At 65.1% G+C, this 25,218-nt stretch carries 23 protein-coding genes; 16 read left to right on the top strand and 7 right to left on the bottom strand.

Annotated elements, in window-relative coordinates:
* The first annotated feature begins 41 nt into the window (after window positions 1-41).
* The 5 genes from ACIGJE_RS08710 (at window position 42) to ACIGJE_RS08690 (ending at window position 5,684) form a co-directional block, all read left to right on the top strand.
* The gene (locus tag ACIGJE_RS08710; protein WP_415080309.1) at window positions 42-1,046 is read left to right on the top strand and encodes a LacI family DNA-binding transcriptional regulator; all 1,005 of its coding nucleotides are present in this window, start codon (window positions 42-44) and stop codon (window positions 1,044-1,046) included.
* Between the two features lie 75 nt (window positions 1,047-1,121).
* A complete protein-coding gene (locus tag ACIGJE_RS08705; protein ID WP_415080308.1) occupies window positions 1,122-2,477 on the top strand; it encodes an ABC transporter substrate-binding protein in 1,356 nt (451 codons plus the stop codon).
* A gap of 241 nt (window positions 2,478-2,718) precedes the next feature.
* Window positions 2,719-3,615 carry a carbohydrate ABC transporter permease gene (locus ACIGJE_RS08700; protein ID WP_415080307.1) on the top strand — a complete coding sequence of 299 codons (897 nt, stop codon included), beginning with the start codon at window positions 2,719-2,721 and terminating at the stop codon, window positions 3,613-3,615.
* Window positions 3,608-4,450 carry a carbohydrate ABC transporter permease gene (locus ACIGJE_RS08695; protein ID WP_415080306.1) on the top strand — a complete coding sequence of 281 codons (843 nt, stop codon included), beginning with the start codon at window positions 3,608-3,610 and terminating at the stop codon, window positions 4,448-4,450. Before ACIGJE_RS08700 ends, ACIGJE_RS08695 begins: the two co-directional genes overlap by 8 nt.
* Before the next feature lie 40 nt (window positions 4,451-4,490).
* Window positions 4,491-5,684 (top strand): glycoside hydrolase family 172 protein, encoded by a 1,194-nt coding sequence (locus ACIGJE_RS08690; RefSeq protein WP_415080305.1) that lies wholly within the window; start codon window positions 4,491-4,493, stop codon window positions 5,682-5,684.
* Window positions 5,685-5,819: 135 nt separating this feature from the next.
* On the opposite strand, the gene ACIGJE_RS08685 is transcribed toward ACIGJE_RS08690, so the two are convergent.
* Window positions 5,820-7,994, bottom strand: coding sequence for an anthranilate synthase component I (locus ACIGJE_RS08685; RefSeq protein WP_415080304.1), 2,175 nt, complete (start codon window positions 7,992-7,994; stop codon window positions 5,820-5,822).
* Between the two features lie 309 nt (window positions 7,995-8,303).
* On the opposite strand from ACIGJE_RS08685, the gene ACIGJE_RS08680 reads away from it, so the two are divergent.
* The 3 genes from ACIGJE_RS08680 to ACIGJE_RS08670 are packed head-to-tail and all read left to right on the top strand — an operon-like array spanning window position 8,304 to window position 10,881.
* Window positions 8,304-9,281 carry an aliphatic sulfonate ABC transporter substrate-binding protein gene (locus ACIGJE_RS08680; RefSeq protein ID WP_415080478.1) on the top strand — a complete coding sequence of 326 codons (978 nt, stop codon included), beginning with the start codon at window positions 8,304-8,306 and terminating at the stop codon, window positions 9,279-9,281.
* A gap of 8 nt (window positions 9,282-9,289) precedes the next feature.
* Window positions 9,290-10,129: an ABC transporter permease gene (locus ACIGJE_RS08675; protein WP_415080303.1), complete on the top strand. Its 840-nt coding sequence runs from the start codon at window positions 9,290-9,292 to the stop codon at window positions 10,127-10,129.
* Window positions 10,129-10,881: an ABC transporter ATP-binding protein gene (locus tag ACIGJE_RS08670; protein WP_311940762.1), complete on the top strand. Its 753-nt coding sequence runs from the start codon at window positions 10,129-10,131 to the stop codon at window positions 10,879-10,881. The genes ACIGJE_RS08675 and ACIGJE_RS08670 overlap by 1 nt, the downstream gene beginning before the upstream one ends.
* Window positions 10,882-10,977: 96 nt before the next feature.
* Here the strand turns inward: ACIGJE_RS08670 and ACIGJE_RS08665 are convergent, their stop codons facing one another.
* Together ACIGJE_RS08665 and ACIGJE_RS08660 are read right to left on the bottom strand one after the other, a co-directional pair.
* Entirely contained in the window at window positions 10,978-11,157 is a 180-nt protein-coding gene (locus ACIGJE_RS08665) for a hypothetical protein (RefSeq protein WP_311940764.1), read from the bottom strand.
* 244 nt (window positions 11,158-11,401) lie between these two features.
* On the bottom strand, window positions 11,402-11,599 hold the full coding sequence (locus tag ACIGJE_RS08660; protein ID WP_068287917.1) for a hypothetical protein: 198 nt from the start codon (window positions 11,597-11,599) through the stop codon (window positions 11,402-11,404).
* 149 nt (window positions 11,600-11,748) lie between these two features.
* Between ACIGJE_RS08660 and ACIGJE_RS08655 the strand changes: the two genes are divergently transcribed.
* Entirely contained in the window at window positions 11,749-11,991 is a 243-nt protein-coding gene (locus ACIGJE_RS08655) for a DUF3297 family protein (RefSeq protein ID WP_311941021.1), read from the top strand.
* A complete protein-coding gene (locus tag ACIGJE_RS08650; RefSeq protein ID WP_415080302.1) occupies window positions 11,988-13,421 on the top strand; it encodes a DEAD/DEAH box helicase family protein in 1,434 nt (477 codons plus the stop codon). Before ACIGJE_RS08655 ends, ACIGJE_RS08650 begins: the two co-directional genes overlap by 4 nt.
* A gap of 18 nt (window positions 13,422-13,439) precedes the next feature.
* Here the strand turns inward: ACIGJE_RS08650 and ACIGJE_RS08645 are convergent, their stop codons facing one another.
* Together ACIGJE_RS08645 and ACIGJE_RS08640 are read right to left on the bottom strand one after the other, a co-directional pair.
* Window positions 13,440-13,673: a tautomerase family protein gene (locus ACIGJE_RS08645; RefSeq protein ID WP_311940771.1), complete on the bottom strand. Its 234-nt coding sequence runs from the start codon at window positions 13,671-13,673 to the stop codon at window positions 13,440-13,442.
* Between the two features lie 137 nt (window positions 13,674-13,810).
* A complete protein-coding gene (locus ACIGJE_RS08640; RefSeq protein ID WP_415080301.1) occupies window positions 13,811-14,419 on the bottom strand; it encodes a LysE family translocator in 609 nt (202 codons plus the stop codon).
* 124 nt (window positions 14,420-14,543) lie between these two features.
* On the opposite strand from ACIGJE_RS08640, the gene gcvA reads away from it, so the two are divergent.
* Complete coding sequence (gene gcvA, locus ACIGJE_RS08635; RefSeq protein WP_415080300.1) at window positions 14,544-15,458, top strand: transcriptional regulator GcvA; 915 nt, start codon at window positions 14,544-14,546, stop codon at window positions 15,456-15,458.
* On the opposite strand, the gene ACIGJE_RS08630 is transcribed toward gcvA, so the two are convergent.
* Window positions 15,440-16,606 carry a serine hydrolase domain-containing protein gene (locus tag ACIGJE_RS08630; protein WP_415080299.1) on the bottom strand — a complete coding sequence of 389 codons (1,167 nt, stop codon included), beginning with the start codon at window positions 16,604-16,606 and terminating at the stop codon, window positions 15,440-15,442. The two genes, gcvA and ACIGJE_RS08630, sit on opposite strands and share 19 nt — an antisense overlap.
* Before the next feature lie 24 nt (window positions 16,607-16,630).
* Between ACIGJE_RS08630 and ACIGJE_RS08625 the strand changes: the two genes are divergently transcribed.
* A complete protein-coding gene (locus ACIGJE_RS08625; protein WP_311940783.1) occupies window positions 16,631-17,305 on the top strand; it encodes a TetR/AcrR family transcriptional regulator in 675 nt (224 codons plus the stop codon).
* 102 nt (window positions 17,306-17,407) lie between these two features.
* Here ACIGJE_RS08625 and ACIGJE_RS08620 read toward each other — a convergent pair whose 3' ends face one another.
* A complete protein-coding gene (locus ACIGJE_RS08620) occupies window positions 17,408-19,120 on the bottom strand; it encodes a trimethylamine N-oxide permease (RefSeq protein ID WP_068287898.1) in 1,713 nt (570 codons plus the stop codon).
* A gap of 353 nt (window positions 19,121-19,473) precedes the next feature.
* On the opposite strand from ACIGJE_RS08620, the gene ACIGJE_RS08615 reads away from it, so the two are divergent.
* The 4 genes from ACIGJE_RS08615 to ACIGJE_RS08600 all read left to right on the top strand — a co-directional run bounded on the left by ACIGJE_RS08615 (window position 19,474) and on the right by ACIGJE_RS08600 (window position 25,138).
* On the top strand, window positions 19,474-20,886 hold the full coding sequence (locus ACIGJE_RS08615) for an acyl-CoA dehydrogenase family protein (protein ID WP_415080298.1): 1,413 nt from the start codon (window positions 19,474-19,476) through the stop codon (window positions 20,884-20,886).
* A 161-nt stretch (window positions 20,887-21,047) separates the two neighbouring features.
* The gene (locus tag ACIGJE_RS08610) at window positions 21,048-21,584 is read left to right on the top strand and encodes a flavin reductase family protein (protein ID WP_311940792.1); all 537 of its coding nucleotides are present in this window, start codon (window positions 21,048-21,050) and stop codon (window positions 21,582-21,584) included.
* 65 nt (window positions 21,585-21,649) lie between these two features.
* Entirely contained in the window at window positions 21,650-23,923 is a 2,274-nt protein-coding gene (locus ACIGJE_RS08605) for a trimethylamine N-oxide demethylase (RefSeq protein WP_483679815.1), read from the top strand.
* Window positions 23,924-24,010: 87 nt separating this feature from the next.
* Entirely contained in the window at window positions 24,011-25,138 is a 1,128-nt protein-coding gene (locus ACIGJE_RS08600; RefSeq protein ID WP_437178686.1) for an aminomethyl transferase family protein, read from the top strand.
* The last annotated feature ends 80 nt before the right edge of the window (window positions 25,139-25,218 follow it).

Here is a 25,218-nt window from a genome sequence, read left to right as displayed (position 1 = left end):
AATCGATTTGCAAATGCATTCATCTTGGATATCATGCCCCAGTGAGCACGATATCGAAAGTCGCCGAGAAAGCTGGCGTTTCACGCACGACCGTATCGCATGCGATCAATCATGCCGATCGCGTGTCCAGGGAATTGCGCGAGCGTGTCGAACAGGCGATCCGCGAATTGGGCTACCAGCCCAACCCCCAGGCACGCAGCCTGCGCACGGGGCGCACCGATACGGTCGCCATGCTGATCCCCGACATCCGCAACCCCTTCTATCCCGAGCTGGTGAAGACGGCTCAGTCCGAGCTGGAGCATGTCGGCCTGGACATGCTGATCTTCAACACGGACGTGCCCGGCGGCCATTCCCAGGACCATGGCCGCGAATATCTCAGGCAGATCCGCAACCGTCGGGTCGACGGGCTCATCGTCGGCGATTTCGCCCTGCACGGCATGCATGACGTGCTTGAAGATATCGACATTCCCACCGTCTTCATCGGCCATCTGCCCAACCAGGCGGTCGACAGCATCCGGCTGGACGATTTCGGCGGCGGCTATCTGATGGGGGAATACCTCGCGCGCCAGGGACACAGGCGCGTCGCCCATGTCACCGGCCCGGCCTTCTTCTCCGAGGCGATGGCACGCGCCGACGGCTTCGAGAAGGCCCTTGATGACAATGGCGTCGCCATCGATCCCGCTCTGCGTTTCACCGGCAGCTATCTCGCGCCATCGGGCCGCGAGGCGGCCGCCTGGCTCAAGCGCGAGCATGGCCATGCTCTGCCGACGGCCGTGTTCTTCGCCAACTACCTGATGGCCTCCGGCGCCCTCACGGAATTCTACGACAGCGGTATTTCGGTGCCCGGGCAGATCGCCGTATCCGTCTTCGACGACCTGCCCCAGCTCGAATATGTCCGCCCGCGCCTGACGCGGGTGGGCAACAGCCCGGCCACCCTCGCCCGGCAGGCCACAACCATGCTGCTCGAACGCCTGAACGGCAGCTTCACGGGCGCGCCGCGTACGGCAACCGTGCCATCCATCCTGCACCCCTTCGATTCAGCCTGACGGGAAGGCGGCAGACGCCGCATCCGTCGAGAACGACAAGCCGGTGGCACGACAACCGGCAACAGGGAGGAAATCATGACTGTGAAGGCCATAGGTCCCGAGAACCGTGGTGCCGGCATCAGCCGGCGCGGCCTGCTCGTCGCCGGCGCTGGCCTGGCGGGCGGCTTCCTGAACACCCCCTATCTCAATCGTTCCGGGGCCCAGGCCCAGGACGCCACCCTGAAATTCTGGCAGTTCTATGCGCCGGGCGGGGACGTGAAGCCCCAGGTCAAATGGTTCCAGGATCTGGTGGCGGCCTGGAATGCCGACCACTCCCCCAAGGTCGAGCTCGAATATATCGTCAACAGCGAATACATTTCCGGCTCCAAGCTCGCCACCGCATTCGCCTCGGGCCAGGGTCCGGACATTTTCCTGATCAGCCCGGGCGATTTCCTGCGCTACTACAATGGCGGCGTGCTGGCCGATCTCACGCCCCATATCGAGGAAGCAGCCCGCACCGACTTTCCCGATAGCGTGATCGCCAACCGCAAGGTCGACGGCAAGATCTATGGCGTGCCCATGGAGGTCGAGCCGATGGCCTTCTATTATTCGGTCAAGGCCTTCGAGGAAGCCAAGCTGAACGAGAACGACGTGCCCAAGACCTGGGACGAGCTCCTCGAGCTTGCCAAGAAGCTGACCACCTCGAACCGCTATGGCGTGCTGTTCGAGACCACGCCGGGCTATTATCAGAACTTCACCTGGTATCCCTTCCTCTGGCAGGGCGGCGGCGAGATCCAGGGCAAGGACGGCAAGAGCGCCTTCGACTCCCCCGCCACCGTGCAGGCCCTCAAGCTCTGGCAGGACGCCATCCAGTCCGGCGCGGCGCCCCGGCAGGTGGTCAGCGGCGGCTTCGACATCGTTTCCAATCTCGGCGCCGGCCTCACCGCCATGCAGAATGTCGGCATCTGGGGCATCGCCGCCATGGAGAACAACGCCAAGGACATGCCCTATGGCGTGTTCAAGCTGCCGGTTCCGGCCGGCGGGAAGTATGTCACCGTCGGCGGCGGCTGGGCCTTCGTCGCCAATGCCAAGGGCCAGAACCCCGACGCGGCGGCCAAATTCTGCGCTTGGGCCCTGGCCTCGATGGACAAGGGTTCGATCCAGCGGGTGGTCGACTGGTGCACGACCGCCAAGAGCGACATGCCGCCGCGCTCCAGCGCCCTCGCCGCCGGTTCCGCCGCCTTCCAGGCCGGCCGGATGGGCGTCTTCTCCAAGGAGATCTATCCGGGCACGCGGGCCGAACCGCGCGTACCGCCCGAGGTCTACAAGATCATCTCCGACGCGATCCAGGCCACCCAGCTCGGCGGCACCGATCCGCGTGAAGCGGCAACGGCGGCCAGCCAGCAGCTCGACGCCTTCCTCGCCGGCTATAGCGGCGCACCGATCCTGTGAGGGGTAGGGTGGTGTTGTCGTCGATATGGGATGCAGGCGCGAGGCCTCAGAAAAAGCCGCGACCACCCTTCTCCCCTTGCGGGAGAAGGTGGCGCGAAGCGCCGGATGAGGGGTGGCGGCGGACGCCTTGCAAGGTTGCGTTTCTCCCCTCATCCGCCCCTACGGGGCACCTTCTCCCACAAGGGGAGAAGGGTGGTCGCGGCTTGTACTGCTCGCTTGATGGATTTGCGGGAGCCGCGCCATGACATCCGCCCGCGCCGCCCGCCGCGATGCTCTCGCCGGCTATCTCTTCGTACTGCCTGACGCCCTGGGCCTTGCCATCTTCGTCGGCCTGCCGATGCTGCTGGCGCTGGCCATCGGCTTTTACGAGGTCGACGGCTTCGGCGGCTATCGTTTCGTCGGCCTCGCCAATTACGGGCGCATGTGGCGCGACCCGCTGTTCTGGACCTCGCTGAGGGTGACGCTCGTCTATGCCGCCCTGCTGGTGCCCGCCCTCTATGTCAGCGGGCTTGGCCTCGCCTTATTGGTGCAGCGCGGCGGGCGGTTCGAAACCGTGATCCGCTCGATGTTCTTCGCCCCGCAAATGGTGAGCCTGGTGGTGGTCGCCATGGTCTGGCAGATCCTGCTGGTGGAGAAGGTCGGCATCCTCTCCCGCCTCCTCGGTTGGTTCGGCCTGCCCGGGCTTTCCCTGCTGGGCGATCCGAACCTGGCATTGTTCACCCTCGTGGCCATCAGCGTCTGGTTCATGATGGGCTTCTACATGCTGATCTTTCTCGGCGGCCTGCAGGACATCCCGGCCGAATATTACGAGGCGGCCGAGCTCGACGGTGCCAGTGCGCTCGCCCGCTTTCGCTACATCACCTTGCCTTTGCTGCGTCCCACCAGCTTCTTCGTGGTGCTGGTCTCGGTGGTGATGGCGGCGGCCGGTGGCCAGGTCTTCGATCTCATCTATGTCATGACCAAGGGCGGCCCGGCCAACGCCACCTCCGCCCTGATCGTCTACATCTATCGCCAGGCCTTTCAGTTCGGCGCCTTCGGCTATGCCTCGGCCATGGCCTCGCTGCTGGTGGCGCTCTTGATGGCCGTGACCCTCATCCTGTTCAGGCTGACGCGGGGCGGGCGCTTCCATCATGCCTGAGCGCAACGCCCCTGCCCTGCCCCCATCGGGCCAGCTCGTGCGCTTCCTGTGGATGCTGGTCAGCCTCGTCCTGGCGCTGATGACGGTGTTCCCGCTGGTGTGGATGCTGGTGGTCGCCTTCAAGCCGCCGGCCGAGGTGTTCCTGCCCGATCTCGTGCCGCAGCGACCCACCATCGGCAATTTCCTCCATGTGCTGACCGAGATCCCCTTCCTGCGCTACCTCCTCAACTCCTTCCTGGTCTCGGCGATCGTCACCATCGTCGCGCTGTTCTTCCATTCCATGGCGGGCTACGCGCTGGCGCGGCTGCACTTCCCGGGTCGAGACACAATCTTCCTCGCCATGTTCTCCACCTTCCTGGTGTCGCTGCCGGTGATCATCGTGCCGCTCTTCATCCTGGTTCGGGCGATGGGCATGCTCAATTCCTATGCCGGGCTGATCGTGCCCTCGATCTTCAACGCCTTCGGCATCTTCCTCCTGCGGCAATACTATCTGTCGCTGCCGCGCGAATTGGAGGAAGCCGCCTTGATCGACGGCGCCGGGCGCTGGCGCATCTATTGGAGCATCGTGCTGCCCCTGAGCCGGCCGATCCTGGCGGCACTGGCCATCTTGTTCTTCCTGGCCAACTGGAACGCCTTCCTCTGGCCGCTCACGGTCGCCTCCGATTCCAGCCTGTGGGTGGTCCAGGTCGCGATCGCCAACTTCCGCAGCCAATATGCCGGCGCCTGGAACTATGTGATGGCCGCCTCGACCATCGTCGCCCTGCCGATGCTGATCCTGTTTGCCGTGTTCCAGCGCCAGATCACCGAATCCATCAAGACCAGCGGCCTGAAATGAGCTGCCCCCGTTTCCAAAAAAGCCTTTCGAGGAAGTGAGCATGACCCAGTCCGGACTTTCGCCCCTGCGCGGCCTCGCTAAACTGCGCGAAGGCCGCTCCCGCCGCTTCTCCAGCTATGACCGCACCGGCGGCAATGACGACAGGCTGCATATCGAGCCGGGGCAGACGGTTGTTATCGCCGAATATGCCGGCGCCGGCATCGTCACCCATATCTGGGCCACCCTCGCCTGCAAGAGCGAATTGTTCCTGCGCAAGATCGTGCTCCGGGCCTATTGGGACGGCGAGGAGCATCCGAGCGTCGAGACGCCGATCGGCGATTTCTTCGGCATGGGCCATGCCGCCACGCGCAACTTCGCCAGCCTGCCGGTGCAGGCCAGCCCCGAGGATGGCAAGGCCTTCAACTGCTATTTCCCGATGCCGTTCGCCAGCCACATGAGGCTGACTATTACCAACGAGGCCGAGGACGACCTGCTGTTCTACTATTATGTCGACCTTGAACTGCACGAAGAGCTCGAGCCGGGACTCGGCCGCTTCCACGCCCAATATCGCCAGGACCGGCCCAAAGGCGTGGACGAAACGGGCCTGGCCAACGAGCAATTCCTGTTCGGCGGCGAGACCGTCGACGGCAAGGACAACTACACCATCCTGGAGGCGGAGGGGCACGGCCATTATGTCGGCGTGCTCTACAGCGTCTATTCGCGGCGGCGCTCGGACCTATGGGACTGGTATGGCGAGGGCGACGACATGATCTTCGTCGATGGCGAGCCGGGCCTGTCGGTGCCCGACACGGTGCGCAAGCCCGATCCGCGCATCGGGCCCAAGGCCGCGCCGATCGCGCCGCGCAGCGAGAGCAGCCCCGGCGCCAACGATGCCTGGCCGCCGACCCTGCACGGCACCGGCACGGAGGATTACTTCAACACGGCCTGGTGCCCGACACAGGACTACAGCGCGCCCTATCACGGCATCATCGCCGCCGGCGGCCCGAACTGGACCGAACCGGTGACGCTCTATCGCTGGCACATCGAGGACCCGGTGATCTTCCACAGATCGATCCGCGTCAGCATCGAGCACGGCCACGCCAACCGGCGCTCGGACGACCTCTCCTCCGTCGCGTTCTGGTACCAGGCCGAGCCGCACAAGCCCTTCGCGCCGCTGCCCGCCATGAAGGATCGCCTGCCGACCTTCCGCCGCCCCTACGAGACCTGGAACCTGCGCATGGGTGGTGATGCATAGTCATCCCGCGCGCATTGCAGCACGAAGTGATGCGATGCAGGTGCGGGACCGCGTAGAGAATGAGACTCACCCGGCCTACGGTCCCGCATCTGCGGCGCAGCATTGCATGCTGCACCGCGCGCGGGATGACCCTGATCACTCCGCCGCCACCGTTGCCATGCCGCCATGCTCGATCATCGCCAGCACGTTCTCGATCATCCGTCGGCCGATCTCGGGCCTGGTCATTACCGATTCCGGGTGGAACTGCACGGCGGCCAGAGGCAGGCTGGCATGCTCCACCGCCATGATGACGCCGTTGCCGTCGCGCGCGGTGACCCGCAGCTCCGCCGGCAGAACCTGCGCATCGGCGTGGATGGAGTGGTAGCGCCCCACCGGGAAGCTGCCGGGCAGGCCGGCGAAGAGCCTGCCGTCCTCGACCTCCACCCGCGAGGCCTTGCCATGCATAGGCCTCGCGAGCAGGTCGAGCCGGCCACCGAAATATTCGATCATGCCCTGCAGGCCGAGGCAGACGCCGAAGACCGGCAGCCCGCGCTGCAAGGCAAGCGCCAGGGTCCGCTGCATGGCGAAATCCGCCGGCCGCCCCGGCCCCGGCGAGAGCACCAGGAGATCTGCCGGCTCCCCGTCCGCGAGCTTTTGCCGCGCCAAAGCCGGGCGCAATGTCACGACTTCGGCACCGGCGGCCCGGAAATAGCCGGCCAGCGTGTGCACGAAACTATCCTCGTGATCGACGAGCAGCAGGCGCGGCCCGGGGCCAGCCCTGCGGACCGGTACCACCAGCCGGCCAACCGTGGGGGTTTCCTTCTCGAGCACGGCCAGCATGGCGGAGGCTTTCAACCGGGTTTCCGCCTCTTCCTCCAGGGGATCGCTGTCATGCAGCAGGGTGGCGCCGACACGGACTTCCGCCACCCCATCCTGCAGGCGGATGGTGCGTAGCGTCAGGCCGGTATTCAAGGCGCCATCGAAGCCGATCGAGCCGAAGGCCCCGCCATACCAGCGCCGGGCGCTCTTCTCTTCGGCTTCGATATGGCGGATCGCACCACGCTTAGGTGCCCCGGTCACCGTCACCGCCCAGGCATGGCTGAGAAAGGCATCGAGGGCGTCGTAGCCCGGCCGCAACAGGCCCTCGACATGGTCGACGGTATGGATCAGGCGTGAATAGAGCTCGATCTGGCGCCGGCCGATCACCCTGACGCTGCCGGGCTCGCAGATGCGCGACTTGTCGTTGCGGTCGACATCGGTGCACATGGTCAGTTCCGCCTCGTCCTTGGCGGAATTCAGGAGCTCGCGGATGCGCTCGGCATCCTCCAGGGCATCGGCGCCGCGGCGGATGGTGCCAGAGATCGGGCAGGTTTCGACACGTCTTCCGTCGACCCGCACGAACATTTCCGGCGAGGCCGCCACCAGGAACTCGCCCTCGCCGAGATTGATCAGGGCACCGAAGGGCGAGGGATTGGCGCTGTTGAGCCGGCGAAAGACGGTGCTCGGCGCTTGCGCGCAGGGTTTGGACAGCAATTGCCCCAGCACCACCTCGAACAGATCGCCGCGGGCGAAGGCGGCCCTGGCCCGTTCGACCATGGCAGCATATTCGCCAGGCGCGTGGTCGCTCTCGGGCGGCAGGTCCGGGCCGGCCAGCATGCGATAGGGATGGGATTCAGTGGCGCGGGACAGGTTTCGGGTCGAGCGTCCCTCGACGCCGAAATCGTAGCTCAGCCGTTGCGCCCGCTGGCGGGCATGATCGACCACCACCAGTTCGTCGGGCAGATAGAGCACGAGATCGCGCTGGTCCTCGGCTCGCTGCAGCCTGAGGTCCATCGGCTCGAACTGGAAGACGAGGTCGTAGCCGAAGGCACCGTAGAGGCCGAGATGGGGGTCGTCGGGCGCTGCGAAGAGCTCGATCACCGCCCGCAGCAGCGAGAACAGGCTGGGCTGGCGGCTGCGCTCCTCTTCGGCAAAGCCGCCTTCCGCCGCGCGCACCTCACCTGCGAGATAGTCCTCACCCCTGGTGAAGGTCTCGAAGAGATCGAGCGGGCGCAGGCGGGCCTCGATAGCCGGGATGAGGCAGGTGCCGCGCGGGTTGAGGGCCCCGATCCGAAAGCTTCGGCCCTTGCCGGTGATGACCAGCGGCGGATCGACGAAGCCGATCTCGCCGCGCCGATAGCGCCCCGGCACTTCGCAGCCCGAGGAGAACAGCGCGCCGCGCTGCCGGTCCAGGCGATCGACGAGGGCGGACAGGTCATGAGGATAGTCGAGGTCGCGGCAGGTGCGATGGATCCGGATGCCGCCGGCCGAATGGTAGATATGGTCCGTCATGGAGCCAACTCCGAGTTACGGCCGTCTCGGGTTGGGTGCTCCTGCGCTGATCTTCAAAAAATCAAAAGCCGCCCCTCCCGGGACGGCCAGATGTGCAATGATCATGCGTGGCCGTCCGTGCTTAGACGGGCCACCACCAGCTTGCTGAGAAAGACGAAATGCGCATGGCCGGATGCTAGCAGCCATGCCCAGCGAGAACAATCCCCCTTCGGGCGGCCGCGCGAGATGTTTTTATCTATTTTGTCTACAATCTTTATGTATTAATAGAACGAGGATCTGTTTCGGAGATATGCCGTGTCCCGCCCCGCTCTGCCGACCCGACGCCGCTTCATTGCCGGCCTAGCCTCCCTCGTCGCCGGTGGCCTTGCAGCGCCTCGGCTCGCCAAGGCCGCCGACAATCCGTCCGAACTGCGGATCGACTATGCCACCTACAATCCCGTCGGCCTGCTGATCCGCGACAAGGGCTGGCTGGAGGAGGAGCTCAAGGCCGACGGCATCGCGGTGCGCTGGGTCCAGTCCCTCGGCTCCAACAAGGCACTCGAATTCCTCAATGCCGGCAGCATCGATTTCGGCTCGACGGCGGGAGCGGCCGCCCTGGTCGGCCGCGTCAACGGCAATCCGATCAAAGCCGTCTATGTCTATTCGCGCCCGGAATGGACTGCGCTGGTGACGCGCCCCGACACCGGCATCGCCGCCGTCGCCGATCTCAAGGGCCGGCGCGTGGCGGCAACGCGCGGCACCGATCCTCACATCTTCCTCATCCGCGCGCTGGCTTCGGCCGGGCTGAAGGAAAAAGACATTGCGCTCGTGCCGCTTCAGCATGGCGACGGCAAGGCTGCCCTGATCCGCGGCGATGTCGACGCCTGGGCGGGGCTCGACCCGATCATGGCCGGCGCGGAGGTTGAAAATGGCGCCAAACTCTTCTTCCGCGATGCCGCGCTCAACAGCTGGGGAGTCTTGAATGTGCGCGAGGCCTTTGCCGCTGCCCATCCCGAGCTCGTGCGCCGCGTGCTGGCCGTCTATGAAAAGGGCCGCCAGCACGCCCTCGCCAATCCCGCCGATCTCAAGCAGAGCCTGATCGCGGCCGCCAAGCTGCCCGATGCGGTGATCGAACGCCAGCTCACCCGCACCGACCTGTCGACCGGCACGATCGGGGACGCCCAGCGACAGACCCTGGTGGCCGCCGGGCAAGCCCTGCAGGGCGCCGGCGTGATCAAGGCCGAGATCGACGTGCCCGCGGCAGTGAACGGGCTGATCGACCCGCGTTTCGGCGCACAGACGCAATAGGCCGGGCGATGACGGCACTCGAAAGCCCTGCCGCGCCGGAGGCGTTGAAAGAGCGGCGTCCGGCGACCAGGCCTTCTCTTCGCCATGTCCGGCCTTATGCCGGGCTGCTTCTGCCCCTCACCCTCGCCTTGGCATGGGAATATGCCGTCCATGCCGGCTGGAGCGACGGACGGCTCTTGCCGCCACCGAGCCGCATCGCCGCGACGCTGCTGGAGTTGGCGCGCAATGGCGACCTCACCACCCACATCCTCGCAACGCTGGCCCGGGTCGGGGCCGGCTTCTTCTTCGGCGCTCTCGCCGGCATCGCACTCGGCGCTGCCTCCGGCTATTCGTCCCTGTTCCGGACCCTGGTCGACCCGACGCTGCAGGGGCTGCGTGCCATTCCCTCCCTCGCCTGGGTACCGCTCTTCATCCTGTGGTTCGGCATTTTCGAGCAATCCAAGATCATCCTCATCGCCGTCGGCGTGTTCTTTCCGGTCTATCTCGGCGTTTCCAGCGCGATCCGCTCGGTCGATCGCAAGATCGTCGAGGTCGGCCAGGTCTTCCGGCTGAAAGGGCTGCAGCTGGTACGGCGCATCCTCCTGCCGGCGATCCTGCCACAGGTCGTCACGGCGCTCAGGGTCGGCCTCGGCCTCGGCTGGATGTTCGTGGTGGCTGCCGAAATCATGGGAGCCTCCGAAGGGCTCGGCTATCTGCTCGTCGATGGCCAGCAACTGGGCAAACCCGACGAGATCGTCGCCACCATCATCCTGTTCGCGCTGATCGGCAAGGCGAGCGACATGATCCTGGTCGCGCTCAGCCACCCCTTCCTGCATCACGAAGACAGTTTCGCCGGCGGGGACCGCTGATGCTGTCGCTGCGCAATCTCGACAAGACCTATGCCAATGGCACGCAGGCGCTGCGCGGCATCGACCTGTCCGTCGCGCCCGGCGAGGCCGTTGCCATCATCGGCGGCTCGGGAAGCGGCAAGAGCACGCTGCTGCGCCTGATCGGTGGCCTGGAAACCGCGACCCGTGGGCGGGTGGAGATCGATGGCGTGCCCGTCAGCGGCCCGGCGGAGACCGTCGGCTTCGTCTTCCAGGAGCCGCGCCTGCTGCCCTGGCTGACCGTCGCGGGGAATGTCGCCTTCGGCCTCGCCAGCCTGCCCCGGCAGGAGCGAGACAGGCGGGTCGCCGAAGTCCTCGCACGCGTCGGTCTGGAGGGACAGGGTAGAAGATGGCCCAAGGAATTGTCCGGCGGCATGGCCCAGCGCGTCGCCATCGCCCGCACCCTGGCGGCGCGGCCGGGCATCCTTCTTCTCGACGAGCCGTTTTCCGCCCTCGATGCGCTGACCCGCGCGAGCCTGCAGGATCATGTCGCCCGGCTCTGGCTGGAGGACCGGCAGACCCTTCTTCTCGTCACGCATGACATCGAGGAGGCGCTGCTGCTCGCCGATCGCGTCGTCGTCCTCGCGCCGAAGCCCGGACGTATCGAAGAGACGGTCAGCGTCGACTTGCCTCGCCCGCGCGATCGCGACAGCGCAGCCTTCGAACAGGCCAGGCGCTATTTGCGCAAGGCTCTCGATCACTCCCTGCACGGCCAGATGCCTGCCTATGCCTGATGCTGCCGAGGGTTCATTGCCCCCAAAAGCAGAACGCGCCACCTTCAGGGAAGAAGGCGGCGCGTTCGAAACTCGTCCGTCGACGGAAGGCGGTGCTCAGACAGCCTGGGCACCGTAGACCTGCTGGCGAGCATGACGGATCATTTCCATGCGGTCGGCACGCAGATCACGCAGATCGCGGTCGGACAGGCTGTTGATCTCATCGAGCAGGCGCAGGAACTCGGCCTGCTTGGCCATGCGGTCCTTAAAATAAGCAATGATGCTTGCGAAGATCATGATGACTACTCCTTTGTTGCCAAGGAGTATCCACCTTCTCATGTTGCGCTGCAACATACATCGCCGCAATGCCGAATTGCATAGCTCGCATGGCTAAAGGGTCGAATATGGCGAGTTCTTAACCAATTCGCTCAACACGTATGCAATATTGCATTCCTGACATAAATCCGCAATGCAATTGACACCTTCGCAGGCAGGCGGTGCCGCACCTTGCAGCAACCTGCCACTCCAATAGCGCTGCGCCTCACTGCTTGGCGGCAGCGAGCTCCGCCTCGATGGCCGCGATCGATTCCCGCAGCTTGGCAACGCGCTCTTCCGCCTCGCGGGCCAGCCGCTCGTAATGGGCGCCGCGGTTCTTCTGCACCGCCAGGACCTTGGCCTGCTTCTGGATGCTGGCGATCTCGGCGAGCATACGGGCCTTCTTCATGGGCCGATCATCCATCGCGCCACTCCTTGTTCGTTACATCAGAGCTTTCCTTAGACGGCCTTGCGGCGAAAGGCACGCCCGATGGCACAAAATTCACATCAGGCGTTGGCATTCCGGCCTTGGGGCGCTAATCCGGCGTCTGACATCTTCATGAGAGAGACGTGATGACCGATAGCCCGCCCGACCGCCTCGCCGCCAATCCCGACAGCCCCTTTTTCGACCAGGCGCTGATGGAGCGCGGCGTCGGCATCCGCTTCAACGGCGCCGAGAAGACCAATGTCGAGGAATATTGCGTCAGCGAAGGCTGGATCCGGGTCGCCGCCGGCAATGCCAAGGACCGGCGCGGCAATCCCCTGACCATCAAGCTCAAGGGCAAGGTCGAGCCTTATTTCCGCGACGAGGCGTGAGCACCGCACCCCAGCTCATCCCCCGCCCGCATCAGGTCGAGGCGAGCGAGGCCATCCTCGCCGCCCGCCGCGCCGGGCGGCCGGGCTTCCTGCTGGGCGACCTGACCGGCCTCGGCAAGACGCTGTCGGCCTGGCTGGCGCTGAGCGCCATGCCGGAACAGGAAATCCTGGTGATCTGCCCCAAGGGGGCCATTCCGCAATGGCGCCTGACCATGGCGCAGGCCGGCCTGCCGGCCAAGGCGGTCACCGTGATGAATTTCGAGCGCACGAAGATGCTGATGGCGCCGCCCGCCACCAGCACCAAGCGCTCGACCCGGGCCAAGAACAACGAACTCGCCAAGCTCGGCACGCCCAAGCGCACCTGGCCGCTGGTGGTGATCGACGAAGCCCACCGCATCCGCAATCCCAATTCGCAGCAGGGACTGGTCTGCCGCCAGATGGCGGCGGCCGCCGACTTCACCCTCTATATGAGCGCCACCGCCGGGCAGGCGCCGCACGAACTTTCCTATCTCGCCCGCCTGTTCGCGCGGGAAGGCGACAAGCGGAAGGGCGAGGGCCTGGCCGCCGATCTCGACGGCTTCCGGGCCCTGATGAAGCGGCTCGGGATCGGGCGCGCCAAGGGGCGCTGGAAGAACTGGTCCTGGGAGCCGAACGAGGACGACCGCCGCACCATGTCCTCTCTACTCTACAAGGGGCGCGATGCCATCGGCCTGCGTCGTCGGCCCGAGGAGATCGCCGGCTGGCCCGAAGTGCAGCGCGAGGTAACGCCGACCGCGCTCGATGCCGAGAACCGGCGCCTCTATGAGGCGACCTGGCGCGAATTCCGCCGGGAAGTCGGCCTGGCCGGCGGCTCGACGCGGCGGGCGGCGGGTTGGGCCGCCGATCTGCGCTTTCGCCAGAAAGGCAGCCTCCTGCGCATCGCCGGCACCGCCGATTTTGCCGACGACCTGATGGACAATGGCCAGCAAGTGGCGATTTCCGTCGCCTTCCTGGAAACGAGCGCCCTGCTGGTCGAGAAATTGCGGGGCCATGGCTGGCGCGTCGACGCCATCAACGGCACCCAGAGCGGCGAGCGCAACGAAGCCGTCAGGCAGGCCTTCCAGCGCGGCGAGCTCGATGCCGTGGTGTTCACCGTCACCGAAGCGATCTCCCTCCACCGTGGCGAAATGCCGGGCGGAGAACGCGAGCGTTCGCTGGTGGTGCACGACATGCGCCACAGCGCCATCCAGCTCCAGCAGATCGAGGGGCGCTGCCATCGTGACGGCCAGCGCGCCGTGATCTACTACGCCTATGCCGAGAATACGGTGGAGGAAAAAATCGCGGCCACCGTGATCGGCCGCATGGCCGACATGGACGGCATGGCCGGCGACGACACCGCCATGCTCGATGCCATCGCCGGCGTGATCGAGGAAGCCGCCGAGGCACGCTGAGCGCCGGCGTATCCGCCGTCAGGCGAACGGGTCGTAACCGGGCTTCTTGTAGACGAGATCCGGCTTGTCCTGGATGTCGGGAATGTAGACCTTCCGGGTCCACTCTTCTTCCGGCACGTCCTCGATCGAGACCGAGATCGACTTGTCCTGGCTGTTCAGGCTGTCGATCACGGCCTGGGTCAGGGCGTCGGCGAGCTTGCGCTTCTGCTCCTCGGACCTGCCGGGCAGCATTTTCACAATGAGGTGGGGCATAATTTTCTCCGCTTTCCGCTGCCCGCCGAACATGGGCACGCTTCCAGCTGCGCTCATAGACCGGTTGAGCCGGCCAAGCCAGGACCAGTTGCGAGGTGTCCTCTCGCGGGCGGAAAGTCACGCCGCCGCACCGATCCTCAATTGATCGCCGTAAAGGCGGCGACCAGCAGCATGCAGGTGCCGAAGGTCCAGCCCTGGGCCCGCTGGGCACGCTCGGAGCGGAAACGCCCAAGCAGACTGGCTCCGGCATAGATCCAGAGAAAATGGCAGAGCACCGAGATCAGCACGAAACCGGCCGTGAGCTGGATGACGGTGCTGGTGACACCGGCGGCGGGATCGAGGAACTGCGTGAACATCGCCAGCACCATCGAATGGATCTTGGGATTGACGGCGACGGAGAGGATGCCGTCGACCAGGCCGAGATGCGGCTGGCGCTTTTGCGCAGAAGCGGCGTCGTGGCCCGCCGACCGGAAGAAGCTCCAGGCCAGATAGAGCAGGTAGGCTATGCCCGCCAGTTTCAGCCCGAAGGCGAAACCGGGGTGGGCGCGAACGACCTCCCCCAGGCCGAAGCCATAGATCAGGCAAAGCGCCAGATTGCCGATCTCGAAGCCCACCCAGAAGCGCACGGAACCGCGCACCCCATATTGGGCGCCCATGGCGGTGAGCACGGTATTGCCCGGTCCCGGACTGATGACCAGAGGCACCGCATAGCCGGCGAAGAGAATCCAGACATTCCAGACGAGCATGGCGATCTCATTTCAACACGCCGCACCGGGCACGGGCCGGTACGCTGGAAGGATGGAAACACCACTATTCGGGCCGGACAAAACGATCTATTTTCACGCCCTCCATGAACTGGATTCATCGAGCATGCGTCGCCTACCGCCGCTGGTGGCCGTCCGAGCCTTCGAGGCCGGCGCCCGGCACCTCAGCTTCACCCGGGCCGCCGACGAATTATGCGTGACCCAGACGGCGATCAGCCATCAGGTGCGGCAGCTCGAAACCTGGCTGGGTGTCCGGCTGTTCGAACGCGCGGGCCATGCCCTGCGGTTGACCGAGGCGGGAGGTGCCTATCTTGCCGAAGTCGGCGAGGTGCTCGATCGCCTGGCGGCGGTGACCGAGACCGTGCGCGGCCGGCGCGACGGTCCCCTGCGCATCACGGTGCTGCCCTCCTTCGCCAGTTGCTGGCTGGTGCCCCGGCTCGGGCGTTTTCGCGAAAGCCATCCCGATATCGAGCTAAAACTGACGAGTTCACCCGATAGCTGGGCCTTCACCGAGGACCGCTTCGATCTCGCCATCCGCTCGGGCCTCGGCCGCTGGCCTGGGCTCAAGGCCGACCTGATCGCGCAGGAGATGCTCGGCCCTGTCTGCAGTCCGGCGATCGCAGCAGGGCTGCCTTCTCCCTGCTCGCCGTCGGACCTGCTTGCCAGCCATCTGCTGCACGACACGCCCAGGGATGCCTGGTCGCGCTGGTTCCGTCATGCCGGCCAGCCCGAAGCCGCCCTTGCGGCGGGCCATGCCTTCGACGACCACGGCCATCTGCTGCAGGCGGCCGCCGAGGGACAGGGCATGGCGCTCGGCAAGCTGTTCCTGGCCGAACACGCCTTGCGGGAAGGCCGCCTGGTGTGTCCGGTCGATCTTATCCTGCCGAACGACTACAGCTATTGGCTGGTCTATCCCCGCACCGTCGCCGGACGGCCCGATGTGGGCCGCTTCCGCAATTGGCTGCTGGCGGAAGCCAAGGCGACCGCAGCCGCCCTCCTGGTTCAGGGCGCAGCGCCATAGATCGCGTCGCGGACATCCAGCGAGAACGCGCCGGACATGCCTTCAAAGGCCGTATTGGTCAGGACGACGACGCTGAGCCCACTCTCCTTGTCGATGAACCAGTTGTGGCCATAGGCGCCACCCCAGCGGATCGTGCCCTTGGTCTGGGGCGACAGCGCCAAGCCGGGATCGTCGAGCACCGCCCAGCCGAGCCCGAAGCGCCAGCCCGGCCCCTGCGCTTCGCTGCCGATCTGGTCCGTCATCATCATGCGCACCGTCTCGGCCCGAAGCAGCGGAGCACCGTCCCGCCGGATCGCCTCCAGGAGGGCGAGAACCTCGCCGGCCGTCCCCGCCATGCCGGCTCCCCCCGACGGATAGGCCTCAGGATCGAAGATCCGGCTCGGCGCGAAGCGCACCGCCTGATCCCAGAGCGGCACGTCCATGCCGTCCTCGATCAATCGCGGCTCGGGGTCGCCGTCGGCATAGGCTATCGCCAGGCGGGACCTGTCCGTCACCGCGAAGCCGGTATCGGCAAGGCCGAGTGGCTGCGTGACCAGGCGGCGCACCAGGGATGGCAGGCTCTCCCCGCTCGCCTGCTCCAGCACGGCACCGATCACGTCCATGCCCAGCGAATAACGCCAGGCGGCACCGGGCTCGAAGGCGAGCGGCGCCAAAGCCAGACGCCGCAAATTCTCGGGCAGCGTCAGGCCGGGATGGTGGTCGAGCCCATCGGAGACGCCGAGCTGGTGATAGGGCGTGCCCTGCGGCTCGAGGAAGCCATAGCTGAGGCCGGCACTGTGGCTCATGAGATGCCGCAGCCGAATCACCGGCTCGGTCCCGTCGGCCATGCGCGGGCGGAAGTCGGGCAGCCAGCGTGACACGGGATCGTCGAGGCCGATCACGCCCTGCTCGACCAGGCGCATGGCCGCCACCGTGACGAAGGGCTTGGTGATCGAGGCGAGCAGGAAAATGGTATCGGGCGCCATCGCTCGCCTGGCCTCGCGATCCGCCAGGCCGGCCGCGCGCTCATAGACACGATCGCCGTCTCTGGCGACGAGAACGACCGTACCGACAATGCGCTTTTCGGCCAGCGCCCGGTCGATCACGCCATCCAGGCGGTCGAGGAACGGATCGGCGGAAAGGGCTGCGACATTTGGCTGAAGACTCATGAGCGGGCATCCACTATTATCACAATGGTCATTCCTGAATACAGCAGGTCTTCGGATATTTCTAGAGTGAACACTGTGAAAAATAACGAAGCCGAAAGACGCCCCCGCGGGCGTCCCCGCAGCTTTGATCGTGAAGAGGCGCTCGCTGCCGCCGCTCATACCTTCTGGGCCCTCGGCTATGAGGGCGCGTCGATCACCGATCTCACCGAGGCGATGGGCATCACGCCGCAGAGCCTCTATGCCGCCTTCGGCTCCAAGGCCGAACTGCATAGGGAGGCCCTGATCTGGTATCGCGGCCATGTGGGTGCTTTCGGGCCGCAGATACTGGCGCAGGAAGCGGATGTGGTCCGAGCCTTCGAGCGCATCCTGCTCGCCTGGGCCGACCAATATGCCCGCAAGGAACACCCTCGAGGCTGCATGATCTCCACCGCCGTGCTGCGCTGCGCCAGCGAGAACCGGCCGGTGGCCGAACATGTCTCTTCATTGCGCCTGGGCGCCCTTGCCATGTTTCGCGAACGCCTGGAGCGCGCCGTCAGGGAGGGCAACCTCAAGCCGGATACCGATACGGCTGCTCTCGCCCGCTTCCTCGGCGCCCTGGTGCAGGGCATGTCCGTGCAGGCGCAGGACGGCGCCAGCAGCGAGGAGCTCGCAGGCATCGCGCGGCTCGGCATCGCGCAGCTCGAACGCTATCGGACCTGATCGGCCCGGCGGGACGAAGCCCGGTCCCTGGATTGTCTCGACCTATTCACGCAAAACGGGGCGCCGAAGCGCCCCGTTCGTCGTCAAGGCCGTATGGCCTTGTCAGAGGACGAAGTACCAGTTCGCCAGCAGCACCACGGCCAAGCCGGCCACGAGGGTAAGGTAGGGCAGGATGCCCGCCTTCTTCTGCTGGAGGTCGACGGATCTGAGGCCGAGATCGTCGAGCATGTGCTCGGGGAACTTGCCGCCATCCTGAATGTAATGCCGGTAGCAGAACACCGGGATGATGAGGGCGGCGGTGCACAGGCCCGCCCACAGCGCCAGGGGGTTCCAGACCTTGGCGCCCGCCCCCATGAACATGGCATTCACATAGGCGAAGATGGCGCCGATGGCGATGACGAAGGTCGGCGCCTTCCAGGGCCTGTTGATGTGGCCATTGTCCATCCGGTGGATCCAGCCGGCATTGAGGTTGAGGAAGTTGAAGATGATATAGCCGCAATTCGACACGGCCAGGATGAAGAAGAAGCTGGTGGCATCGGCCGCAGCGATGGCGAGCAGCATCAGATTGAAGATGAGGTCGGTCCACATCGCCCGGGTCGGGGCGCCATGCGAGTTCACATGGCTCAGATATTTAGGGAGCCAGCCATCCACCGAGCCCTGATAGAGGGTACGGGAGGAGCCGGCCATCGCGGTCATGATGGCCAGGATCAGCGCCAGGATCATCAGCATGACCAGCAATTGGCTGATGATGGCGCCGCCATGCACCATGTCGGCCATCGCCGCTGCCACGCCCGAACCGTCCACGATGGGGGTCGCCAGCATGCCGTTCAATCCGAGCACGCCCTGGAAGGTGAAGGGCACCAGGATGAAGAGCAGCATGCACAGAAGGCCGGAATAGAAGATGGCCTTGAAGGTATCGCGGCCCGGATCCTTGAACTCGCTGGTGTAGCAGACCGCGGTCTCGAAGCCGTAGGTCGACCAGGCCGCGATGAACATGCCGCCGAGCACCAGCGTCCAGCCCGCGACGTTCCAGCTGCCGGGCGCCGGCGCATAGGCCGTAGCGAGGGGGACCAGCGGCGAATAGTTGGCCCAGTTGATCTGGCCGGTGATGATCGGCACGATGCCGACGATCAGCATCGGGATGATGACGATCAGGCCGATGATCTTCTGGGTGTTGGCGGTGCCGAGAATGCCGCGATGCTGGATCGCGAAGGTCAGGAGCATCAGCGCGGCGCCGATGAAGAAGACCGAATTGAGCGAGAAGCCGAAGAGCGGGAAGGTATGGCTGAACAGCGTCCAGGTCCGGATCGCCGGGGTCGCCGCCGCCGTCACCGCCGTGATGGCGTCAGCCGGCGCCGTGCCGGCATGGGCAGCGATATAGGCCAGGACTTCGGGTGAACTGTCGGTGAAGACGGGGATCGGAAAGAGGGCATTGAGAATGTAGCCGGCGGCAATGGAGCAGCCGAGCGACAGCACGGGTGACCAGGCGAACCAGTTGCACCAGACCGAGAGCGGCGCGATGAACTTGGAGTAACGCAGCCAGGCCGTGGCGCCATAGACGGAGGAGCCACCCGATTTGTTGGGAAACAGGCCGGCGATCTCCGCATAGGTGAAGGACTGGATGAAGCCCATGATCATGGAGGCCGTCCAGATCAGGAAGGCCGGCGTACCGGTGGTGCCGGCAATGCCGCCGATCGAGAACAGCACGAGCGGCGGTACGCCGCTTGCTACCCAGAAGGCTCCTCGCCAATCGATATGGCGCAGCAGTTGGCTCTCGCCCCCTGCGCTCGTATTTGCGTCAGTTGTCGCCGTCATTGTGTTCCCCGGATCTGATCGACTGCACTGGATGCTGGGGCGGTGCTGGCTGCGAGAGTTCCACGACGGCTCTCGTCTTCACCCACCGTCTCTCTTTTTTACTGCGAGTGAAGATTGACACACTCTGAGGAAGCGTCAACCCTTAGTTTTCTGCGATTCCCTGGGAAATAACCGAATTTCTGCCTATTTTTTGAGCACAACAGCAATCCGATTGGAGGGCTCCAACCGTCACGGAGCAAAAAGAATTCGGGCTGATAAAATTTCCTGCTGGACAAACTTGTTTCTTCTCTGGAAACTTCAGGCGTCACCGGGCAGGCAAAATGCGCGGGACGAACCATTCGAAGGATGCCCGTATGTCGTCACGCAAGATGTGGGGGAATGAGCCGTTCTGGGGCCTCGGTTTCGAGTGGGATCCGCAATGGATGCTGACCGACCGCCAGAAGGCCTTGCAGGCCAAGCTCATCGAGCTGTGCCAGACGGAGATGCGCGCCAACGCTGTCGAGAGCGACCGCAACCGCGCCTATCCGCGCAAGAATTTCCAGATCCTGGCCGAGCATGGCTTCCTGGGCCTGATCGTGCCCAAGGAGCTCGGCGGCCAGGGCGAGAATCACATCTGCGTCGCCATGGTGGTGGAGACCATCGCCCGCTATGGCTGTGCCTCCACGGCCATGTGCTACACCATGCATACCGGTGCCGTCGCCGCCGCCCTGCTGCGCCATCACGACAATGCAGCCCTGAAGGACATCCTGCGCCGTCTCGACAAGGACTGCCTGATCGGCACCCTGTCCTATTCCGATCCGGAGACCGGATCGCATTTCTGGTATCCGATCTCCTCGGGCGTCGAGGAGACCAAGGAAGGCTGGCACGTCCGCAAGAAGGCGTCCTGGACCACCTCCGGCGGCTTTGCCGACTGGTATATCGTCCAGACGACCTCTCCCAACTTCAACGGCAATTATGCCGACCTCTCCTGCTTCCTCATCCTCGGCGATGAGATCACCAGCGATCCCGGCAGCTGGAACGGCCTTGGCCTGCGCGGCAACCAGTCCGGCCCGCTGGAAGTCAACAAGGTGGTGCCGCGCAACCGCCTGGTCGGCCCGGTCGGGGACGGCGCCCGCTCCAATGACGAGATCGTCGACCCCTTCTTCCTGCTGTGCTCCTCCGCCTGCTGGAGCGGCATCGCCATGGGCATGATCGACATCGCCAAGGCGCACACCACCAAGAAGACCCACAAGGATGTCGGCATGCGGGTGGCCGACTACGCCACCATCCAGGATTACGTCGGCGAAGCGATCATCGACACCAATGTGGTGCGCTCGATGGATTTCCTCATCGCCAAGGCGCTGGACGACGCCACCGGCAACAATGACTGGTCGATCCACAAGAGCGATGTCTCCTTCCTGCCGCGCGCCGGCCTGCTGCACTGGCTCTGGCAGCTGAAATTCGCTGCCGCCAAGAACGTCGCCGCCGTCTCCGACAAGATGCTGCATGCCTGCGGCGGCACCGGCTACAAGCCCGAGCTGCAGATCGAGCGCTATCTGCGCGACGCCAAGGCCGGCTGGGTGATGGGGCCCACCAACGAAGTGCTGCGCCAGTTCGTGGGCAAGACCTCGCTGCTGGGCTTCGAGGCAGTCGACTATTGGAACACCTCGATCAACGAGCGCGTTCTCAACAACGAGATCAAGAAGATGGATGTGGACGCCAAGCGCGCTCTGGCCGAGCGGCTTCTGGCGGAAATCAATCCCCCTGCCATTCGGAAGACGGCGTAAGATGCGGCTGGAAACGCAATCCCCGGCAGGAAATGCGGTCCGTTTCGGTTTCCGCCCCGACGAGGCGGCAATGGTTTGCGGCCGCCTCCCGGATTCGAGCGAATCCGGGGTATACCGGTGTCGGAGCGTAAGCGCCGACGTCGGTAAGGGTATGAGGCAAGATGGTCCAGGGTTCTGCAACAAAGCCAGCGAAGGCCGATACCGTTCCAGAAACCATCGATCCCCTGCGCTTTCGCGGGGCGCTCGGCCTGTTTGCCACCGGCGTCACCGTGGTGACCGCCGCCCATCCGACCGCGGGGCTGATCGGCATCACCGCCAATTCCTTTTCCTCGGTCTCGCTCGATCCGCCGCTGGTATTGTTCTCCATCGCCAACAAGGCCCGCAGCCTGTCGGCCTTCCTGGAAGCGCCGGGCTTCTGCGTGAACGTCTTGCGCAAGGAACAACGCGCCCTTTCGGCCCGCTTTGCGCGGCAGAGCCAGGACAAATGGGCGGATGTGGCCTACACGGCCGGGCGCTTCGGGGCGCCGATCCTGCCGGACACGATGGCGGCCTTCGACTGCCTGCACCATGCCCAGTACGAGGGCGGCGACCACCGCATCATCGTCGGCCGGGTGGTCGACATGGAGCACAATGTCGAGGGCGAGCCGCTGCTCTTCTTCGGCGGCCGCTACCGGGTGCTGGGAGAGGAAGCCGAGTAGCGCTGCATATCGTCAATCATCCGGGCGCGTCCTGCCCGTTCGCTTGCCTGTAGGAGTGGTTTGCCATGCCTGAAGCCGAAATGCTTCGTGTCGCCGGCGGATCGAGCCAGGTCTTCGCCCTCGGCAAGGGCGATCGCTTGCGTCTGACCGATCTGGAGGGCGGCCAGAACGCCCTGCTCTATGCCTTTGCGGCGCAGGAGAGCCTGCCTTCGGGCCATCCCGCCGCCCCGCGCGATGCACTGGCGGGCCTGATCGCCGCCAATGAGAATGCCGCCGCCACCCATCACCAACTCGCCGGCCGCGATCTTGCCAGTGCCAGCGGCATCCTGATCTCCGGACCCGACGCCCCGGCGGGAGAGGCCCTCTCACTGGCGGCCGAGCGGGACATGACCTGCGTGCTGATCGTGCCGGCCGGCGATTCGACGGCGGATGCCGTGGTTCCGGCCACCGACTTCCATCTGGAGATCGCGCGCAGCGATGAAACCGCCAAGCGCGCGCCGCAGAGCCAGCCCGCCGCCCCTCTCGCCACGCCGGTCCAGGACTTCCGGGTGAAGGCCGCGACCGCGGAGCGTTTCGAGGTCAAGGCCGGCCAATATATCCAGATCATGGACATCGATGGGCGCCAATGCTCGGATTTCCTCGCCTTCGACACTGAGCTGCTCAAGCAGGGCATCGAATGCGGCCTCGACGCCACCGCGACCCGCACCCTGATGGGACGCGCCTATCCCGGCCCCGGCCTGTTCTCGAAATTCTTCGACCAACGCATGCGGGCCACGGTGGAAGTGGTGCAGGACACCTGCGGGCGGCACGACACCTTCGGCCTCGCCTGCACCATGAAATATTACGACGACATGGGTTATCCGGGCCATGATTCCTGCTCGGAGAACTTCAACAGGGTGTTGGCGCAGGACGGCATCGCCCCCCGTCCCGGCTGGCCGGCGATCAATTTCTTCTTCAACACGCAGGTCAACCATGACGGCACCATCAGTGCCGACGAGCCCTGGTCGCGCCCCGGCGACTATGTGCTGATGCGCGCGCTGATCGACCTCACCTGCGCCGCCTCCTCCTGTGCCGACGACATCGACCCGGCCAATGGCTGGAACCCCACCGATATCCAGGTCCGCGTCTATGACGCCGATCACGAATTCCCCAAGGCGATCGCTACGCGCATGACACCCGATTCCCCTCCGGTCTTCACCAAGGAGACGGCGTTCCATTCGAAGGTCGCTCCCCTTTCGCGCCGCATGGTCGAGTATCGCGGCTATTGGCTCGCCAATTCCTTCCTCGCCGATGGCGCGGTGGCCGAATATTGGGCCTGCCGCGAAAAGGTGGCGGTGATCGACCTTTCCGCCCTGCGCAAGTTCGAGGTACTCGGCCCCGATGCCGAGGCGCTGCTCGACTATGCCGTGACGCGCGACATCACCAAGCTTTCGGTCGGCCAGGTGGTCTACACCGCCATCTGCTACCCACATGGCGGCATGCTGGACGACGGCACCGTGTTCCGCCTCGGGCCGCAGCAGTTCCGCCTCGTCTGCGGCGATCCCTATGTCGGCGTGCATCTGCGCCAGCTCGCCGAGGAAAAGGGCTTCAAGGTCTGGATCCGCTCCTCGACCGACCAGCTCCACAATCTCGCCGTGCAGGGCCCCAAGAGCCGTGACCTCATCGCCAAGATCATCTGGACGCCGCCGGCCCAGCCGGCTGCCAACGAGATCGGCGTGTTCCGCTCGACCGTCGGCCGGCTCGGCCATGCCCAGGGCCCGGCCGTGGTCGTCTCGCGCACCGGCTATACCGGCGAACTCGGCTACGAGATCTTCTGCCATCCCCGCGACGGCGAGGCCGTGTGGGATGCCGTCTTCAAGGCCGGCAAGCCGCTCGGCGTGGTGCCCATGGGGCTGGAAGCGCTCGACATGCTGCGCATCGAGGCCGGGCTGATCTTCGCCCATTACGAATTCTCCGACGAGACCGACCCGTTCGAGGCCGGCATCACCTTCACCGTGCCGCTGGTCTCCAAGAAGGGTGACTTCGTCGGCAAGGAGGCCCTGGTCAAGCGCAAGGCCGAGCCGCAGCGCAAGCTCGTCGGCCTGGAAATCGAGGGACGCGAGACCGCCCATCACGGCGATCATGTCTATGCCGGGCGCGCCCGCATCGGCGTGGTTACCTCCGGCATGCGTTCGCCCATTCTCGACAAGAACATCGCCCTCGCCCGCGTCGATATCGGCTCGGCCGAGATCGGCACCGAACTCGAGATCGGCAAGCTCGACGGCCACCAGAAGCGCCTCAAGGCCAAGGTCGTGCGCTTTGCCCATTACGACCCGGACAAGACGAGGGTGAGGATGTAACACGGCCTCGCTCTCCGGCCTTGCCAGCCCAACCACACCGGGCCGAAGACCGGCCACCAATCACAGAAGGGAACATCCATGAGTGTCATGTCCTGGCGGCGTTCGCCGCTCGCAGCCCGCCACCGAGCCCTCGGCTCCACCCTGGAAGACTGGAACGGGATGGAGACGGCCTGGACCTATACCAAGTCCGACCTCGCCGACGAGCATGAGGCGATCCGCACAAAGGCGGCGCTGATGGACGTGTCCGGCCTGCGCAAGTCCCATCTGGTCGGCCCGCATTCGCACCAGGTGCTGCAGCGCCTGACCACGCGCGACGTGCGCAAGATCGTGCCCGGCAAGTCGGCCTATGCCTGCGTGCTCAACGATGCCGGCAAGTTCACCGACGACTGCATCCTCTATCGCACCGGCCCCAACAGCTGGATGACGGTCTATGGCTCGGGCACCGGCTTCGAGGACATGGCTCGCGATGCCGCCGGCAAGAATGTTGCCGTCATCTTCGACGACGATCTGCAGGACCTGTCGCTGCAGGGCCCGCTGGCGGTGAAATACCTCACCAAGCATGTGCCCGGCATCAAGGACCTCAAATATTTCCACCACATGCAGACCACCCTGTTCGGCAAGCCTGTGATGATCTCGCGCACCGGCTATACCGGCGAGCGCGGCTACGAGATCTTCTGCAAGTCCGAGGACGCGGTGGAGATCTGGGACACCATCCTCAAGGAAGGCAAGCGCATGGGCATCGTGCCCGCCTCCTTCACCGCGCTCGACTGGCTCAGGGTGGAAAGCTATCTGCTGTTCTATCCCTATGACAATTCGCAGATGTATCCCTTCGAGAACGAGGGCCCGGGCGACACGCTCTGGGAACTCGGCCTCACCTTCACCGTCTCGCCCGGCAAGACCGGTTTCCGCGGCGCTGAGGAGCATTACCGCCTCAAGGGCAAGGAGCGCTTCAAGATCTTCGGCGTCCTCGCCGACACCGACAAGATCCTCGATGCCGGCGACGAGCTCTGGGCCGGCGGCAAGAAGGTGGGCGTGGTCACCTGCGGCATGTATTCGCGCCTGACCAACCGCTCCATGGCGATCGCCCGCATGGCCGTCGACGTCGCCAAGCAGGGCACCAAGCTCGAGGTCAAGGGCAAGAATGTGCAGTGCTCGGCCATCGCCCACACCATCACCTTCGATGATCCGGAGAAGAAGAAGCGTACGGCGCTGTAAGGTGCCTGGCCCTCTCCCACGGGAGAGGGCCCCTCATACGTGATAGCCAGATCCTGGCTGCGTCTGTTTCCGTTCGCGCT

Source organism: Labrys sp. E2SS-1L, from assembly GCF_057073705.1.
The sequence above is the reverse complement of the archived record's forward strand: the minus strand, read 5'-3'. Positions and strand labels throughout refer to the sequence as shown.

Excerpts from the sequence above, each read along its gene's own strand:
- ACIGJE_RS08705 (WP_415080308.1), top strand. The coding sequence starts at position 1,122 with ATGACTGTGAAGGCCATAGGTCCCGAGAACCGTGGTGCCGGCATCAGC.
- ACIGJE_RS08700 (WP_415080307.1), top strand. The coding sequence starts at position 2,719 with ATGACATCCGCCCGCGCCGCCCGCCGCGATGCTCTCGCCGGCTATCTC.
- ACIGJE_RS08695 (WP_415080306.1), top strand. The coding sequence starts at position 3,608 with ATGCCTGAGCGCAACGCCCCTGCCCTGCCCCCATCGGGCCAGCTCGTG.
- ACIGJE_RS08690 (WP_415080305.1), top strand. The coding sequence starts at position 4,491 with ATGACCCAGTCCGGACTTTCGCCCCTGCGCGGCCTCGCTAAACTGCGC.
- ACIGJE_RS08685 (WP_415080304.1), bottom strand. The coding sequence starts at position 7,994 with ATGACGGACCATATCTACCATTCGGCCGGCGGCATCCGGATCCATCGC.
- ACIGJE_RS08675 (WP_415080303.1), top strand. The coding sequence starts at position 9,290 with ATGACGGCACTCGAAAGCCCTGCCGCGCCGGAGGCGTTGAAAGAGCGG.
- ACIGJE_RS08670 (WP_311940762.1), top strand. The coding sequence starts at position 10,129 with ATGCTGTCGCTGCGCAATCTCGACAAGACCTATGCCAATGGCACGCAG.
- ACIGJE_RS08665 (WP_311940764.1), bottom strand. The coding sequence starts at position 11,157 with ATGATCTTCGCAAGCATCATTGCTTATTTTAAGGACCGCATGGCCAAG.
- ACIGJE_RS08660 (WP_068287917.1), bottom strand. The coding sequence starts at position 11,599 with ATGGATGATCGGCCCATGAAGAAGGCCCGTATGCTCGCCGAGATCGCC.
- ACIGJE_RS08655 (WP_311941021.1), top strand. The coding sequence starts at position 11,749 with ATGACCGATAGCCCGCCCGACCGCCTCGCCGCCAATCCCGACAGCCCC.
- ACIGJE_RS08645 (WP_311940771.1), bottom strand. The coding sequence starts at position 13,673 with ATGCCCCACCTCATTGTGAAAATGCTGCCCGGCAGGTCCGAGGAGCAG.
- ACIGJE_RS08640 (WP_415080301.1), bottom strand. The coding sequence starts at position 14,419 with ATGCTCGTCTGGAATGTCTGGATTCTCTTCGCCGGCTATGCGGTGCCT.
- gcvA (WP_415080300.1), top strand. The coding sequence starts at position 14,544 with ATGCGTCGCCTACCGCCGCTGGTGGCCGTCCGAGCCTTCGAGGCCGGC.
- ACIGJE_RS08630 (WP_415080299.1), bottom strand. The coding sequence starts at position 16,606 with ATGAGTCTTCAGCCAAATGTCGCAGCCCTTTCCGCCGATCCGTTCCTC.
- ACIGJE_RS08625 (WP_311940783.1), top strand. The coding sequence starts at position 16,631 with ATGGTCATTCCTGAATACAGCAGGTCTTCGGATATTTCTAGAGTGAAC.
- ACIGJE_RS08620 (WP_068287898.1), bottom strand. The coding sequence starts at position 19,120 with ATGACGGCGACAACTGACGCAAATACGAGCGCAGGGGGCGAGAGCCAA.
- ACIGJE_RS08615 (WP_415080298.1), top strand. The coding sequence starts at position 19,474 with ATGTCGTCACGCAAGATGTGGGGGAATGAGCCGTTCTGGGGCCTCGGT.
- ACIGJE_RS08610 (WP_311940792.1), top strand. The coding sequence starts at position 21,048 with ATGGTCCAGGGTTCTGCAACAAAGCCAGCGAAGGCCGATACCGTTCCA.
- ACIGJE_RS08605 (WP_483679815.1), top strand. The coding sequence starts at position 21,650 with ATGCCTGAAGCCGAAATGCTTCGTGTCGCCGGCGGATCGAGCCAGGTC.
- ACIGJE_RS08600 (WP_437178686.1), top strand. The coding sequence starts at position 24,011 with ATGTCCTGGCGGCGTTCGCCGCTCGCAGCCCGCCACCGAGCCCTCGGC.